Origin of the sequence: Aeribacillus sp. FSL W8-0870 (genome assembly GCF_037963755.1) — a bacterium.
Classification (GTDB): Bacteria; Bacillota; Bacilli; order Bacillales; family Aeribacillaceae; genus Aeribacillus; species Aeribacillus composti.
Genome location: NZ_CP150165.1, coordinates 593,066 through 606,997 on the forward strand (window position 1 = coordinate 593,066; position 13,932 = coordinate 606,997).

The 13,932-nt window shown below is 38.9% G+C and carries 14 protein-coding genes; 13 read left to right on the top strand and 1 reads right to left on the bottom strand.

Going from position 1 to position 13,932, the window contains the following annotated elements:
- Positions 1-19 precede the first annotated feature (19 nt).
- Positions 20-967 carry a mannose-6-phosphate isomerase, class I gene (gene manA, locus NSU02_RS03010; protein ID WP_339194161.1) on the top strand — a complete coding sequence of 316 codons (948 nt, stop codon included), beginning with the start codon at positions 20-22 and terminating at the stop codon, positions 965-967.
- 635 nt (positions 968-1,602) lie between these two features.
- Here the strand turns inward: manA and NSU02_RS03015 are convergent.
- Complete coding sequence (locus NSU02_RS03015; RefSeq protein ID WP_063386339.1) at positions 1,603-1,950, bottom strand: hypothetical protein; 348 nt, start codon at positions 1,948-1,950, stop codon at positions 1,603-1,605.
- A gap of 331 nt (positions 1,951-2,281) precedes the next feature.
- Here NSU02_RS03015 and NSU02_RS03020 point away from each other — a divergent pair, with 331 nt between their 5' ends.
- The 12 genes from NSU02_RS03020 to NSU02_RS03075 all read left to right on the top strand — a co-directional run bounded on the left by NSU02_RS03020 (position 2,282) and on the right by NSU02_RS03075 (position 13,913).
- Positions 2,282-3,529, top strand: coding sequence for an SAF domain-containing protein (locus NSU02_RS03020; RefSeq protein ID WP_066246931.1), 1,248 nt, complete (start codon positions 2,282-2,284; stop codon positions 3,527-3,529).
- A gap of 37 nt (positions 3,530-3,566) precedes the next feature.
- On the top strand, positions 3,567-3,992 hold the full coding sequence (locus NSU02_RS03025; protein WP_327856935.1) for a transcriptional regulator GutM: 426 nt from the start codon (positions 3,567-3,569) through the stop codon (positions 3,990-3,992).
- 25 nt (positions 3,993-4,017) lie between these two features.
- Positions 4,018-4,545, top strand: a complete 528-nt coding sequence (locus NSU02_RS03030) for a PTS glucitol/sorbitol transporter subunit IIC (protein WP_130158525.1) — start codon at positions 4,018-4,020, stop codon at positions 4,543-4,545.
- Between the two features lie 51 nt (positions 4,546-4,596).
- Positions 4,597-5,631, top strand: coding sequence for a PTS glucitol/sorbitol transporter subunit IIB (locus NSU02_RS03035; protein WP_327863272.1), 1,035 nt, complete (start codon positions 4,597-4,599; stop codon positions 5,629-5,631).
- Between the two features lie 28 nt (positions 5,632-5,659).
- Positions 5,660-6,019 carry a PTS glucitol/sorbitol transporter subunit IIA gene (locus NSU02_RS03040; protein WP_063386335.1) on the top strand — a complete coding sequence of 120 codons (360 nt, stop codon included), beginning with the start codon at positions 5,660-5,662 and terminating at the stop codon, positions 6,017-6,019.
- 89 nt (positions 6,020-6,108) lie between these two features.
- A complete protein-coding gene (locus NSU02_RS03045) occupies positions 6,109-7,011 on the top strand; it encodes a sugar-binding transcriptional regulator (RefSeq protein ID WP_339194163.1) in 903 nt (300 codons plus the stop codon).
- Between the two features lie 355 nt (positions 7,012-7,366).
- A complete protein-coding gene (gene pdhA, locus NSU02_RS03050) occupies positions 7,367-8,347 on the top strand; it encodes a pyruvate dehydrogenase (acetyl-transferring) E1 component subunit alpha (protein WP_066246927.1) in 981 nt (326 codons plus the stop codon).
- Between the two features lie 20 nt (positions 8,348-8,367).
- Positions 8,368-9,351 carry an alpha-ketoacid dehydrogenase subunit beta gene (locus tag NSU02_RS03055; protein WP_063386333.1) on the top strand — a complete coding sequence of 328 codons (984 nt, stop codon included), beginning with the start codon at positions 8,368-8,370 and terminating at the stop codon, positions 9,349-9,351.
- A 16-nt stretch (positions 9,352-9,367) separates the two neighbouring features.
- On the top strand, positions 9,368-10,699 hold the full coding sequence (locus NSU02_RS03060) for a dihydrolipoamide acetyltransferase family protein (protein WP_327848377.1): 1,332 nt from the start codon (positions 9,368-9,370) through the stop codon (positions 10,697-10,699).
- Between the two features lie 14 nt (positions 10,700-10,713).
- Positions 10,714-12,096: a dihydrolipoyl dehydrogenase gene (gene lpdA / locus NSU02_RS03065; protein WP_130157755.1), complete on the top strand. Its 1,383-nt coding sequence runs from the start codon at positions 10,714-10,716 to the stop codon at positions 12,094-12,096.
- Between the two features lie 219 nt (positions 12,097-12,315).
- On the top strand, positions 12,316-13,263 hold the full coding sequence (locus NSU02_RS03070) for a sugar-binding transcriptional regulator (RefSeq protein WP_339194166.1): 948 nt from the start codon (positions 12,316-12,318) through the stop codon (positions 13,261-13,263).
- Positions 13,264-13,445: 182 nt separating this feature from the next.
- Positions 13,446-13,913, top strand: a complete 468-nt coding sequence (locus NSU02_RS03075; RefSeq protein ID WP_339194168.1) for a PTS sugar transporter subunit IIA — start codon at positions 13,446-13,448, stop codon at positions 13,911-13,913.
- Positions 13,914-13,932: the final 19 nt, after the last annotated feature.

Consider the following 13,932-nt stretch of genomic DNA (forward strand, 5'->3'; position numbering starts at 1 on the left):
TTTAGTAAAGGGGGGCCTTATGAACCAACCGTTATTTCTACAGCCTGTCTTTCAAGAACGCATTTGGGGCGGGACTGCTTTAAAAGATTTGTTTGGCTATGATATTCCATCTAAACATACTGGTGAATGCTGGGCGATTTCCGGCCATCCTAACGGCCAGAGTGTTGTGAAAAACGGTCCATTTCGAGGAAAAAACGTTGGGGAGCTATGGGAACAACACCGTGAACTATTCGGAAATCATCCTTCCCCTGTTTTTCCGCTTCTCACCAAAATTCTCGATGCAAATGCCGATTTATCGGTGCAAGTCCATCCTGATGATGAATACGCAAATCAATATGAAAACGGGGAACTCGGCAAAACGGAATGCTGGTATATCCTTGATTGTAAAGAAAATGCAGAGATTGTTTTCGGTCATCATGCGAAAACGAAAGAAGAGCTCGTTTCACTCATTGAAAACGGAGAGTGGAACCGTCTATTAAAGCGCATCCCTGTAAAGCCCGGCGACTTTTTTTATGTGCCGAGCGGAACAATTCATGCGTTATGCGAAGGGACGATTGTTTTAGAAACACAGCAAAGCTCTGATACAACGTATCGACTATACGATTATGATCGAAAAGATCAAAACGGAAATACAAGAGAATTGCATGTAGACAAAGCGATTGACGTCATAGCTGTTCCCCATAAAAGCTCTTCTTGTGAGCCAGTAATTGAAAAGAGGGAAGGGGGTACGATCACAACCTTTGTTAAAGGAAAATATTTTACGGTTTATAAATGGGAAATTAAAGAGAAAACGGACTTTACACACGATAAACAATTTTTATTGATTAGTATTATACAAGGGGATGGAAAGCTGACAGTAGGCGAAGAAACATATAAAATCAAAAAAGGCGATCATTTGATTATGCCGAGTGGAACGGGAGATTTTACGATCGAAGGAATGCTGGAAGCAATTGTGTCACATCCATAGAATTTATGGTCATATAGAAGTGAGAGGAAGCAGCTCAAACAAAGGGTGTCCAAATATCTGGGGCCCCCTTTTATTTAAGGCTCTATGTCATTTATTGGTGTTTAACGGGTCATATTTCTTTCTTTATATAGATCTGTTATCATAACACTAATCATCATGACTATTCCAAAAATTATAAATACTATAGACGGAATATATAGTGTAAGATTAAAATGAAGAGTTTCCTCAATACCTAGACTAAATCTCACTGCTTCAGCCATTAATCGATGCATAAATAACATAAAACTTCCTGTTACAAAAAAACTAGTCTCACATAAAAAATATGCTTCATTAATAATCATTCCTTAATAAAGTAAGGTAACATAATCAATCACACGAATGATGAAGGCACAACAAACATTAAAAAAATTACTTTCTTATTTCGGCCTATTTTTAATTGGGGTGCACTTGATGCGAAGTGCCCCTGTTTTTTATATGTATAAAAGTTGGATCAGTGAGCAATAACACTTTATTTCTGAGATGATGGAAGCTGCGAATGCTATATGACACTTGTTTCATCACTTTCATTTTATGTTCACCCGTCAGAATCGCAGCTTTCATTTTGATATTATTAACAAAATCTCCAGAAGCTTCAACTATTTCTTCCGTTTTTGCTTCTCTTTAAATGTTTTGAAAACATCTCGTGTCTGCTTCATATATTTATAAATGCTGTAAGGCTTTTTTATGATCCGGATCGGAAGGGAAAGCAAAAATTTACTGAGGTCATTCCGGTATTCCTCTGTAATCTCAGCCGGTTTATGAACAATTTTTTCATACACCTCATGGTAAAATTCGTTTAATAAATCAATTTTTATTTCAACTGTGTGATGGCAGTTTGCACATTCAATCCTTGAAATTTTATCGTTAATGTAAGTAATGATGTGATCTTGTTCCTCATTGCAATGAATACAAAATAACGTTGCTTCCATTTCTTTAATTTCCACGTTCTTCACCTCTTTTTATGAAGGATGAATTCTCCAAAATCCTTCTCTACACTAAGTATATTATTCAAAGCTGCATTCATTTCCTTCTATAAAAATGTTTCTAACGCCAACAATTGATAAAACATCTCAACGATTTAAATCATTATAACCAAATTTTAATATGTATTTCAAAGTATAAAAAGTTTGAAAAATACTTTCAAGAATTTATTGACTTTTTAAACATCTGGAATATAATAAGGATTACAAACGATTAACAAATGTTATAAGCCGTAACAAATGTTACAGGGTACATGCACATACGACAAAAAATTGCCTAGAAGGAGCTGGAAACATGTCTATTTATCAAGAGTTGCTTTCACGGGAACGTGACGGCCAGCCAATTAAAGTAGGTGTTGTTGGTGCAGGGCAAATGGGATTCGGCCTGATTTCCCAAATCTCACGCATACCTGGCATGGAAGTCAGAGGGATTTGTGATGTCAATATTGAAGCGGCAGAAAGAGCCAGCAGCTATTATCAATCGAAATTAACGAAAAAACATCCTGTTCTTGTCAGCAGTGATTACCGAAAAGTGATTCAATCTGATGAAGTAGAAGTCATTGTAGATGCTACAGGGGTTCCTGAAGTTGGTGCAAACATTTCACTGGAAGCATTAAGATCTAGAAAACATTTAGTGCTGCTTAACGTTGAAGTAGATATTACAATCGGATCAATTATGCACAATTTGTTTACATCAGCCGGATTAGTTTATACAGGATCTGCGGGAGATGAACCGGCAGCAACGCTTGAACTGTATGAGTTTGCGAAGACAATGGGTCTTGAAGTGCTTGTTGCTGGGAAAGGGAAAAACAACCCGTTCATACCAAACGCCAATCCGGATACATGCAAGGAAGAAGCTGCTCAAAAACATATGAGCGCCCATATGCTTGCAGCGTTCCAAGACGGCACAAAAACAATGGCTGAAATGAATTTATTAAGCAACGCTACAGGTCTCATTCCAGATAAAGTTGGTATGCACGGCGTGGAAGCAAATTTGGAAACGGTTGCCGACAAGTTGAATTTACAAGAAAACGGCGGTGTTTTAAGTCAATTCGGAGTAGTTGAATATGTAAACGGATTAGCACCGGGCGTGTTTGTCATTGTGAAAAGCGAATTAGAACCTGTAGATGCAGAATTAAGATATTTGAAAGTTGGCAAAGGCCCTCATTACGTTCTTTACCGGCCTTATCATCTAGCAAGTTTAGAAACTCCTATTACGATTGCAAAAGCAGTATTGCAACACGATACATCGATTCATCCATTAGGGGCGCCAGTTTCAGAAACAGTCGCTGTTGCCAAGCGCGATATTCAAGCAGGAGAAGCCATTGATGGCATCGGCGGCTACTCAGTAAGAGGCGTGCTTGAAACTCATCAAGAGATGAAGAAAAATTCACACATCCCAATCGGTTTAATCAGTGGAAACATTGTTGCAAAACGTTCCATTAAACAAGGTCAATTTTTAACATTAGATGATGTTGAGCTAGATCCATCCACAACCGTTTGGAAATTAAGATCTCTTCAAGATCATCTATTTTCTAACTAAAAAATGCATTTGTGCAGAGCAAAGGGGGTGATTCTTTTTGAAGCTTGCTATCATTTTAACCATGATTTTGCTAGTTCAATATGTGGCGACAATTATACAAGTCAGACATTATAAAAAATATGTCGACAAAATTGTAAGCCATTACAAGGGTAAAGAAGGGTATTTTTTGTACTCAGGCATGAATCGGCGAAAATTTAGTTCCGGCGCTATGGCAATGATTGTAGTGAACAAGGATTATGTTATAGAAGATTGCTATATTCTAAAAGGTATTTCAGTTTTCTCAAAGTTTAAAAAATATGAAAAATACATTGGCCATCATGTAGCCAAAATTTTGGATGATCACCATGAATTCACAGAAAATGCTGCAGGAAAAAAGAGGCAAATCCCTTCATTTTTGGCGGCTTTATCGATGGCGGCCGAAAATGCTATCGTTTCCATTTCAAAGAAAAAGCTTTCAATATAAAATGTGCTGAAAGGAGAAGTGAAAGATGGAATGGTTGAAATGGATTGGTGAACATTTTATCGGAATGTTCCAGGCTGGCGGAGAAACGTTTATGGGTATGTTTACAGGCATTATCCCGACTTTGGTTGTTTTGCTTACATTTACTTATGCAGTTATTAAATTTATTGGTGAAGAGCGGGTCAATAGAGCGATACAATTTGCTTCGAAGTATATGCTGTTACGATATACTGTCATGCCGATATTATCAGTATTGCTGTTAACAAACCCGATGTGTTATACGTTCGGACGCTTTTTGCCAGAAAAACAAAAGCCGGCGTTTTATGATTCAGCTGTATCGTTTGTTCATCCGGTGACGGCGTTGTTTCCGTATGCAAACGCAGGAGAATTATTTGTCTATTTAGGAATTGCCAACGGAATAAAAGAAGCGGGCTATTCTATGTCAGAGCTTGCTGTTCGTTATTTTCTCGTAGGGATCGTAGTTATTTTAATGCGGGGAATTATTACGGAATATATAACAAAATTTTTGGCGCGCAGAATGGAAGCGAAATCTTAAATTTTGGACAAAGATGAAAGCGAGTTCAAATTTTAAAGAGGAGGAGAACATATGTCAAAACGAGCTGTTTTTGTTGCAAAAGGTTCTGGCGGCTGGGGAAAAGGCTTGCGCATTGAACCGAAAGGAAAGAAACAAAAAGTTGTATCCATTACAGGCGGCGGCATCCATCCTGTAGCAGCGAGAATAGCAGAATTAACAGGCACTGAAGCTGTAGATGGTTTTAAAAATTCAGTTCCGGAAGATGAAATGATGTGTGTCGTGATTGACTGCGGCGGAACAGCCAGAATTGGTTTGTATCCAATGAAAAGAATCCCGACCGTTGATATTCTTCCTTCTTCACCTTCTGGTCCATTGGCGAAACACATTACTGAAGATATTTTTGTATCGGGTGTTACTGTGAAGGATATTTATCTTGCGGACGAAGCAGAAGAACAAAACATTCAGACGGATGCTTCGGAAACGGAGCAGAAAGAAGACAGTCCAAAATTCAATGTGAATGATAAGGAAGCATTTAAAGCTCAATACGAACAAGTAAAAAAGGAACACCGTGAAAACAATGAAAATATATTAATGAAGTTTTCAAGAGGAATAGGAAAAGTAACTGGTACTTTTTATCAGGCGGGACGCGATTCTGTTGATATGCTGATTAAAAATATTATTCCATTTATGGCTTTTGTTAGTATGTTAATAGGTATAATTAATTATACGGGAATCGGTGATTTGATCGCTAATACTCTTTCTCCTCTTGCCAGTTCTTTATGGGGATTGATCGTCATCGTTATCGTATGTACAATCCCGATTCTGTCACCGGTGTTAGGTCCTGGAGCTGTTATTGCGCAAGTCATTGGGGTATTAATTGGAAGCCAAATTGCAGCGGGCAACATTCCGCCTCAATTTGCTTTGCCGGCTCTATTTGCCATTAATGGCCAAGTGGGTGCGGATTTTGTCCCTGTCGGTTTGTCTCTTGGAGAAGCGAAGCCAGAAACGATTCAATACGGTGTGCCAGCTGTATTGTACAGCCGTTTAATCACAGGAGTTCTTGCAGTTTTAATCGCATATGCCGCAAGCATCGGCATGTATCAATAATGAATAGGATTTCAAGGAGGATCATAAGATGTCGAAAACGATTATTCGTGAAATCGGTACTCTAGTCCCATCATTTGAAGAAGAAAAAGTTTTAATTCTCTTTGGGCCTAATGCTCCTCAAGAGCTTAGAGAAGTATCTGTTATTCATGAATTTGAAGGCGATGTGTCGGATGAGCCGCTTGTTGAGGGCGGAAAAATTATATGGGGCGATCAAGAATATTTCATCACAGCAGTCGGCTCGGCAGCAAACAAAAATTTAAAGGAATTAGGCCATATTTCGATCTATTTTTCCAAACCAAATGAACATGTGCTTCCAGGAGCTGTTTTTGTCGAGCCTTTTACATTCCCACATATCGAAGTTGGAAAAGAAATTCGCTTTGAAAAATAACAATTTTCTTTCTGTTACCATTATAATTTAATACGAACCTAGATTTTATAGAAAGAAGTGGGGAATTATTGGAAGATAGAAGGCTGCTTGTGAAAATTTCTCATATGTATTATGCGGAAGGAGCTACACAATCAGAAATCGCAAAAGTGTTCGGTGTAAGCCGGTCGCTGATCTCAAAATATTTATCAAAAGCAAGAGAATTGGGAATTGTTGAAATTAAAATTCATGACGGCTCCCATCATCCTCTCATGAATATAGAAGCAAGAATTGAAAAAAAATATGGACTTCGGGAAGTCATTTGCGTTCCGAATCTAGGAAACGGACCGGATTTGGAAAATATCGGGGAATATGCGAGCAAATATTTATTAAGGATATTGAAAGACGGACAAATTGTCGGGGTTTCTTCTGGCACGACATTGCTTTCTGTTGCGAAGCAGATGCCAGCTAACCTTAATTATTCCTCCACGACCTTTGTTCCGATTGTAGGAGGAATGGGGGATGAACGGGTAGATATACATGCCAATGTTCTTGTTTCGATGTTTGCTGAAAAATTGAAGGCAAATTATAAGCTTCTCCATGCCCCTGTGATGGCTGACAGCAAAAAAGATAAGGAATTGTTTATGACCCAAACATCTATACAAAGCATTTTTAACCTTGCCGAAAAAGCGGATATCATCCTTGTAGGAATCGGCGGTTCACCTAAACACTCAACCATTACGAGATCAGAGCTGGGAAAAAAATATAGACAATATTTTAATGAACTCGATGCTGTTGGCGATATTTGCTATAAGTTTATCGATGAAAACGGAAGCGCCCCTTCAAATATTTGGAATGATAAAATCATTTCTTTTAATATTGAAAAATTAAAAGAAATTCCGTTTGTGATTGGAGTGGCAGCAGGACTGGAAAAAGTCGATGCGATCAAAGCCGTTTTAAAAGGGAAGTTAATAAATGTGTTAATTACAGATGAAAAAACAGCGGAAATGCTTTGACCTAAAAAAATTAATCATATGTGTAAGATGGTGTTTGATAAGTCCCAAAATAAATCAAGTAAAAAACAATAAACCGTTTTTCTCTGCTTGATTTCGTATGTTTTCTATTTTGTCTAAAAGAGCTGAGCTGCCATAACTACAAATTGGCAGCCATTTTTTTTGCATAAAACATGGTTGCAGCCCCTCGATTATCTTTAGTTTACCAAACAAAAGAAAGAAGCTTGAGTACTTCCACTATTTTGAAAGACTCCAATAAATAAGCTTATATAGATATTCCTTGACTATTTTCGGAAAAAACTCTATATTTATTACAAAAGTAACTATAAAGAACAAATGTAAAGGAGAGGTGGAAGAAATGAGTAATCATGCACTTCCAGCATTTATAACGGATGAAAGATTAGTTGAATTGTATAAACAAATGTGGCTGATTCGATATTTTGATGAAAAAGTCGACCAATTTTTTGCAAAAGGGATGATTCATGGAACGACTCACCTTTGTGTAGGACAAGAAGCAACAGCAGCAGGATCAATTGCCGTTTTGCAAGAGAAAGATAAAATTACCAGCACACACAGAGGTCACGGCCATTGCATTGCTAAAGGTGCAACAGTCGATAGAATGATGGCCGAACTGTTTGGCAAAGTGACCGGATACTGTAAAGGGAAAGGCGGTTCCATGCACATTGCAGATGTAGAGAAAGGAAACCTAGGGGCAAACGGAATTGTTGGCGGAGGCATTCCTTTGGCAGTCGGTGCGGCATTAACTTCAAAGATGAAAAATGAGGGGTATGTTGTATTGTGCTTCTTCGGAGATGGTGCAGCAAATGAAGGAAGCTTCCATGAATCATTAAACCTTGCTTCCATTTGGGATCTTCCAGTTGTGTTCATTTGCGAGAACAATCAATACGGAATGAGCGGGTCTGTAAAAGAGATGTTCAATATTGAAAATATAGCAGATCGTGCACAGGCTTACGGTATTCCAGGCAAAGTAATCGATGGAAACGACATGCTTGAAGTGATGAATACAGTTTATGAAGCTGTTGAACATGCCAGATCAGGGAAGGGCCCTGTGCTGATTGAAGCAAAAACATATCGATGGAAAGGCCACTCAAAAAGCGATGCAAAAAAATACCGCACTCGTGAAGAAGAGCAAGAGTGGAGAAAAAAAGATCCGATCAAACGGTTTAAAGAGTACTTGATTGACAAAGGAGTATTAACAGAAGAAAAGGCTGAACAGCTGAGAGAAGAAGCATTCCAGGAAATTGAAGACGCTGTTAAATTTGCGGAAAACAGTCCAGAACCGTCTGTTGATACATTGCTTGAAGACGTTTATGCGTAAATTTAGGGAGGGGAAAAGCGATGAGAGAGATCACTTATTTAGAAGCAGTTCGAGAAGCAATGAGTCAAGAAATGAGAAAAAATGAAGATGTTTATATATTAGGCGAGGATATCGGGGTTTACGGCGGTGCATTTGGTGTCACGCGGGGGATGATCGAGGAATTTGGTCCGGAACGCGTGAGAAATACGCCAATTTCTGAAGCGGCCATTGCAGGTGCGGCTGTCGGATCAGCGCTGACAGGCATGCGGCCGATTTTGGAGCTTCAATTTTCAGATTTCATCACAATCGCTATGGATCAGCTTGTGAACCAAGCTGCAAAGCTCCGATACATGTTCGGAGGTAAGGGGAAAGTTCCAATGGTTGTAAGAACTCCTGCCGGATCAGGTACAGGCGCAGCTGCCCAGCATTCTCAAAGTTTAGAAGCTTGGATGGCGCACATTCCGGGGCTGAAAGTCGTACAGCCGTCAACAGCTTACGATGCAAAAGGATTATTAAAAGCAGCGATTGACGATGATAATCCAGTTATTTTCTACGAACACAAACTCCTTTACAAAACAAAAAGCCACGTTCCAGAAGAACAATACTCGATTCCATTAGGAAAAGCGGATATTAAACGGGAAGGTAAAGATGTGACGATTGTTGCAACAGCGATTATGGTGCATAAAGCATTAGAAGCGGCAAAAGAGCTTGAAAAAGAAGGAATTGACGTCGAAATTGTCGATCCAAGAACGCTTGTCCCGCTGGATGAAGAAACGATCGTCGAATCTGTGAAAAAGACAGGTAGAGTTGTAGTCGTCCATGAAGCTGTAAAACGCGGAGGATATGGCGGTGAAATCGCTAGTGTCATTGCAGAGAGCGAGGCCTTCGATTATCTCGATGCCCCAATCAAACGTCTTGGCGGGCTGCCTGTCCCTATTCCTTATAATCCGAATCTAGAAAAAGCAGCTGTCCCGCAAGTACCGGATATTATAAAAGCAGTAAAAGAAACGGTTCAATTTAAATAAAAAGGGGGGAGAACCGATGGCAAAAGAAATTTTTATGCCGAAGCTGAGCAGTACGATGGAAGTCGGCACACTCCTTCAATGGTTTAAAGAAGAAGGAGAGTCCGTTGATATCGGCGAACCGTTATTTGAGATAATGACCGATAAAATCAATATTGAAGTTGAGGCATATGACAGAGGAATATTGTTGAAAAAATATTTCCAACCGGATGACCAAATTCCGGTCAATCAAGTGATCGGATATATCGGCGAACCGGGGGAAAAGGTTCCTGACGAGCCGCCGGCTTTATCAGAGGAATCAAACGAACAATCCGGTGAAAAGACTGAACAGTCTGAAACAAACGAAGACGCTGTCGAAGTAAAAAGCAATGAGAATGGTAAAGTACGAGCCACACCTGCCGCAAGACGTTTAGCAAAAGAAGCGCAAGTGGATCTTCGAAACATTGTAGGAAGCGGGCCAAAAGGACGCATACACCTTAAAGATGTGAAGCAATATTTAGAAACAGAAAAGGCACAACCGAAAGCATCGCCGCTGGCAAGAAAAATTGCAGAGCATGAGAATATAGACTTGAAGGCGCTTCAAGGCTCAGGTGCAGGAGGCAGGGTGATGAAACAGGATGTTATCAACGCCATTCAAGCATCAAGTCAGAAAGCTCAGCAGCCTGAAGTCCGGAAGAAACTATCCGGATTGCGGAAAGTGGTTGCCGACAGAATGGTGCAAAGCGCATTTACTGCTCCACATGTTACATTGGCCAGCGATATTGATATGACAAAAGCAATCGAAATGAGAACAGCGCTTCTTCCGGTTGTCGAAAAACAAACTGGATTCCGTTTAACTTATACAGACATTATTATCAAAGCAGTCGGTACAGCTTTATCACGATTCCCTGAAGTGAACGTTCATTTGGAGCATGATGAAATCATTTATAAAAATGAAGTTAATGTTGGAGTGGCAGTTGCGGTAAAAGACGGTTTAATGGTGCCGGTAATTAAACAAGTTGAGCAGAAAGGATTGGCCGCTATTTGTGCAGAAGCAAAAGATTTAAGCAAACGTGCAAGGGAACAAAAACTCCGGCCTGACGAGCTTAAAGGCTCTACCTTTACGATCAGCAATCTCGGCATGTATCCGATAGATGTATTTACACCGATTATTAATCAGCCGGAAATAGCCATTTTAGGTGTTGGTAGAACCCAAGAAAAACCTGTAGTAGTCAACGGGGAAATCGTCATTCGGCCGATGATGACAGTCAGCCTGTCTTTTGATCACCGTGTAATAGATGGAGCACCTGCTGCAGAATTTTTGGCTGAAGTAAAACGCATTCTTGAAAACCCGTATGAAATGATCTTATAAGGAGGGGGCTCAATTTGACAAAATCGTATGATATTGCAGTAATTGGCGGTGGACCAGGAGGCTACATGGCAGCACTTCATGCAGCTCGGTTTGGAAAAAAAGTAATGCTAGTCGAAAAAGATTTTTTGGGCGGCACATGTTTAAATAGAGGCTGCATCCCTTCCAAAACATGGTTGAAAAACGCTGAAATTATTGAGGCAATTGAATTATCAAGAGAATGGGGAATTCAAACGGACAACATCACGATTTCATTAGACAAAATGAAAAAGCGCAAAGACGAAGTCATCTCCCGTCTCAGAAACGGTGTTATGTTTTTGTTAAAGCAAGGAAAAATTGATGTATATGAGGCAGAAGGCTTTGTAGAAGAAGGAAATATTGTAAAAGTAGTTTCGGATAAAAAAGAGGAACGTGTTCAAACAGACAAAATTATTGTGGCAACCGGTTCATCTCCTTCCGTTCCCCCAATAGATGGACTGGACTCTGCGTCTTTTTATACAAGCGATACCATTTTTGATATTGAAAAAATACCAAGCTCCCTAACCATAATTGGCGGCGGAGTCATTGGGGTGGAGTTAGCGACTATTTTTTCCAGTCTAAAAACAAATGTAACGATCATTGAAATGGCCGGACGGATTATTCCAACTGAAGATGCTGACGCCTCCAAAGCGCTTGCTAAATCGCTGCAGAAAAAAGGAGTCCAAATTTTAACAGATGCGAAAGTAACAAGCGTGAAACAAAACGGAGACAAAACCATTGTCGAATGTCTAAATGAAAAAGGCGAATCGGTATCGGTAGAAGGGGAGGCGCTTTTAGTAAGCGTTGGAAGAAAACCTAATTTATCTGCCGTTCAGGCATTAAAGCTAGAACAAAACGGGCCTTTTATTAAAGTGAACGAAAAAATGGAAACGAGCTATCCGAATATTTATGCTGTCGGCGATGTCATAGGAGGATATCAGCTGGCGCATGCGGCATATATGGAAGGAATTGTTGCCGCATCGAACGCAGCAGGCTGTGAACGGAAAATGGATGAAAAAGTTGTTCCCAGGTGCATTTTTACGCTTCCAGAAGTAGCTAGTGTTGGCTTGACAGAAGAGGAGGCCGAGCGCAAAGGGCTGCAAGTAAAGGCTGAAAGATTTGATCTTGCCGGAAATGGAAAAGCGCTTGTTTCTGGCGACACATCAGGATTTATAAAAATAGTGTATGATGAAAAATATGGAGAAATAATTGGAGTCACAATGGTTGGCCCACACGTGACAGAAATGATTTCAGAAGCTTCCTCTTTCATATCCCTGGAAGGCACTGTAGAAGAACTGGCCAATATGATCCATCCTCACCCAACCATATCTGAATCGTTTTTTGACGTCGCAAGAAACATTATAGACAAAAGTAAAAAATAATAGCGTGATATAAAAAGGGCTTATTTACAATTGTTATACTAATTAACATTTAGTAAAACAAATTTGTAAATAAGCTCTTATTTTTTTCCTTTATAAAAAAGTAAGTTCGTTTGTTTGAAAACAGAAGCTTTTTATTCATCTCATGAAACGTTTATTATAGAATTATATAAGTAATCAGATGGATCAAATGATATTGAGAAAAAAAGAAGAGGTGACGAAATGTTAGCGTGGGACGAAAGAAGACAACTTGTTAAAGTGGCCACATTATATTATATGGAAGGTTGGACGCAAGAACAAATAGCGAAAAAAATAGGAGTGTCAAGACCGATTATTTCAAAAATGCTGCAACGAGCTAAAGAAGCAGGAATTATAGAAATATTTATTAAAGATGAAAGCGCCCATACAGTTGAACTGGAGCAAAAATTGGAGAAACATTACGGATTGAAGGATGCCATTGTCGTACCTACAGTAGGATTAACACCTGATATGATTAAGCAAGCTGTAGCACGTGCGGGCGCATATTATCTTTCCAAAAATTTAAAATCGGTGAAAAGGTTAGGTATTTCATGGGGGACTACGCTCGCAGAACTTGTGAAAGAATTTCCTTATATTCGAAAAGAAGATTTAAAAATTATTCCACTTGAAGGGGGGATGGGGAGAAAATTTGTCGAAATTCATGCAAACCAACTTGCTCATGAATTGGCTAAAAAGATGAATTGCACTTGTCTTTATTTATATGCCCCAGCGATTGTGGAAACAGAAGAATTAAAGGAAAGATTATTAGCAATGCCGGATATCGAAGCAGTGCTTGAAGAAGGCCGGAATATAGATATGGCGGTTATTGGGATCGGCAACCCGCATAAATCATCCACTCTGCGTAAGCTAGGTTATTTAGAGGATAATGATTTGCATTATTTACGGAAGCTTGGTGTAGTTGGTGATATAGGATTTCGCTTTTTTGATGAAAGTGGGAATGTCATTATTAATTCATTTACAAACAAAGTCATTGGAGTTTCGTTAAACGAATTAAAGAAGGTTGACCAAGTGATTGCTGTTGTAGAAGGAATTCATAAACTTGAAAGTATAAAAGGTGCACTAAACGGGGGCTTCATCAATGTTTTAATTATTGATGAACAGACTGCTGCAGCTATTGTTGAAAATTGGTAAACAATTTGATAAAAAAATTTTTTTAAAAACATCTCAATCATGAATTTCATTTTATATATTGACAGAAGAAAACGATTACAAATATAATTAAAACAAAAGTAACAAAAAAGAACAAATGTAAATAGTCAGAATTGATTTTTTTTATACAATTGGGTTTCTGACCTAATTAGGAGGAAAGATTCATGAATTCCGTTGAAAAAGTTATTCACGAAAATTGTGTTTTGTTAAATGTTGAAGCAAATGATCAAAATGACATTCTTTCTAAACTCTCTGATACTTTGTATAAACATGGTTTTGTTAAGGATACCTTTAAAAATGCAGTTTTAGAGAGGGAAGCCCAATTTCCGACTGGATTGCCATTAACTTCAGTTGGTGTTGCAATTCCGCATACAGATGCTCATCATGTTGCTCGAACTGCCATAGGAGTTGCAATTTTAAAGAAGCCTGTAGAGTTTTCAGCAATGGGAAGCCCTGATGATAAAGTACATGCATCAATTATTTTGATGCTTGCGATGGACGATGGCAAAAAACAAATAGAACTCCTTCAAAGCTTAATGGAATTTTTTCAAAAAGAAGAAAAACTACTTGCTTTAAAAGAAATGAAAAGCGAGAAAGAAATCGCTGCATATTTGGAATCTCAAATATTTTAAAAATAAACAATTTTTTTAA

Bases quoted from the DNA above. Each gene is read 5' to 3' on its own strand.
- pdhA (WP_066246927.1), top strand. From the start codon at position 7,367: ATGAGTAATCATGCACTTCCAGCATTTATAACGGATGAAAGATTAGTT.
- NSU02_RS03040 (WP_063386335.1), top strand. From the start codon at position 5,660: ATGTCGAAAACGATTATTCGTGAAATCGGTACTCTAGTCCCATCATTT.
- NSU02_RS03055 (WP_063386333.1), top strand. From the start codon at position 8,368: ATGAGAGAGATCACTTATTTAGAAGCAGTTCGAGAAGCAATGAGTCAA.
- NSU02_RS03070 (WP_339194166.1), top strand. From the start codon at position 12,316: ATGTTAGCGTGGGACGAAAGAAGACAACTTGTTAAAGTGGCCACATTA.
- NSU02_RS03035 (WP_327863272.1), top strand. From the start codon at position 4,597: ATGTCAAAACGAGCTGTTTTTGTTGCAAAAGGTTCTGGCGGCTGGGGA.
- NSU02_RS03060 (WP_327848377.1), top strand. From the start codon at position 9,368: ATGGCAAAAGAAATTTTTATGCCGAAGCTGAGCAGTACGATGGAAGTC.
- NSU02_RS03020 (WP_066246931.1), top strand. From the start codon at position 2,282: ATGTCTATTTATCAAGAGTTGCTTTCACGGGAACGTGACGGCCAGCCA.
- NSU02_RS03075 (WP_339194168.1), top strand. From the start codon at position 13,446: ATGAATTCCGTTGAAAAAGTTATTCACGAAAATTGTGTTTTGTTAAAT.
- manA (WP_339194161.1), top strand. From the start codon at position 20: ATGAACCAACCGTTATTTCTACAGCCTGTCTTTCAAGAACGCATTTGG.
- NSU02_RS03030 (WP_130158525.1), top strand. From the start codon at position 4,018: ATGGAATGGTTGAAATGGATTGGTGAACATTTTATCGGAATGTTCCAG.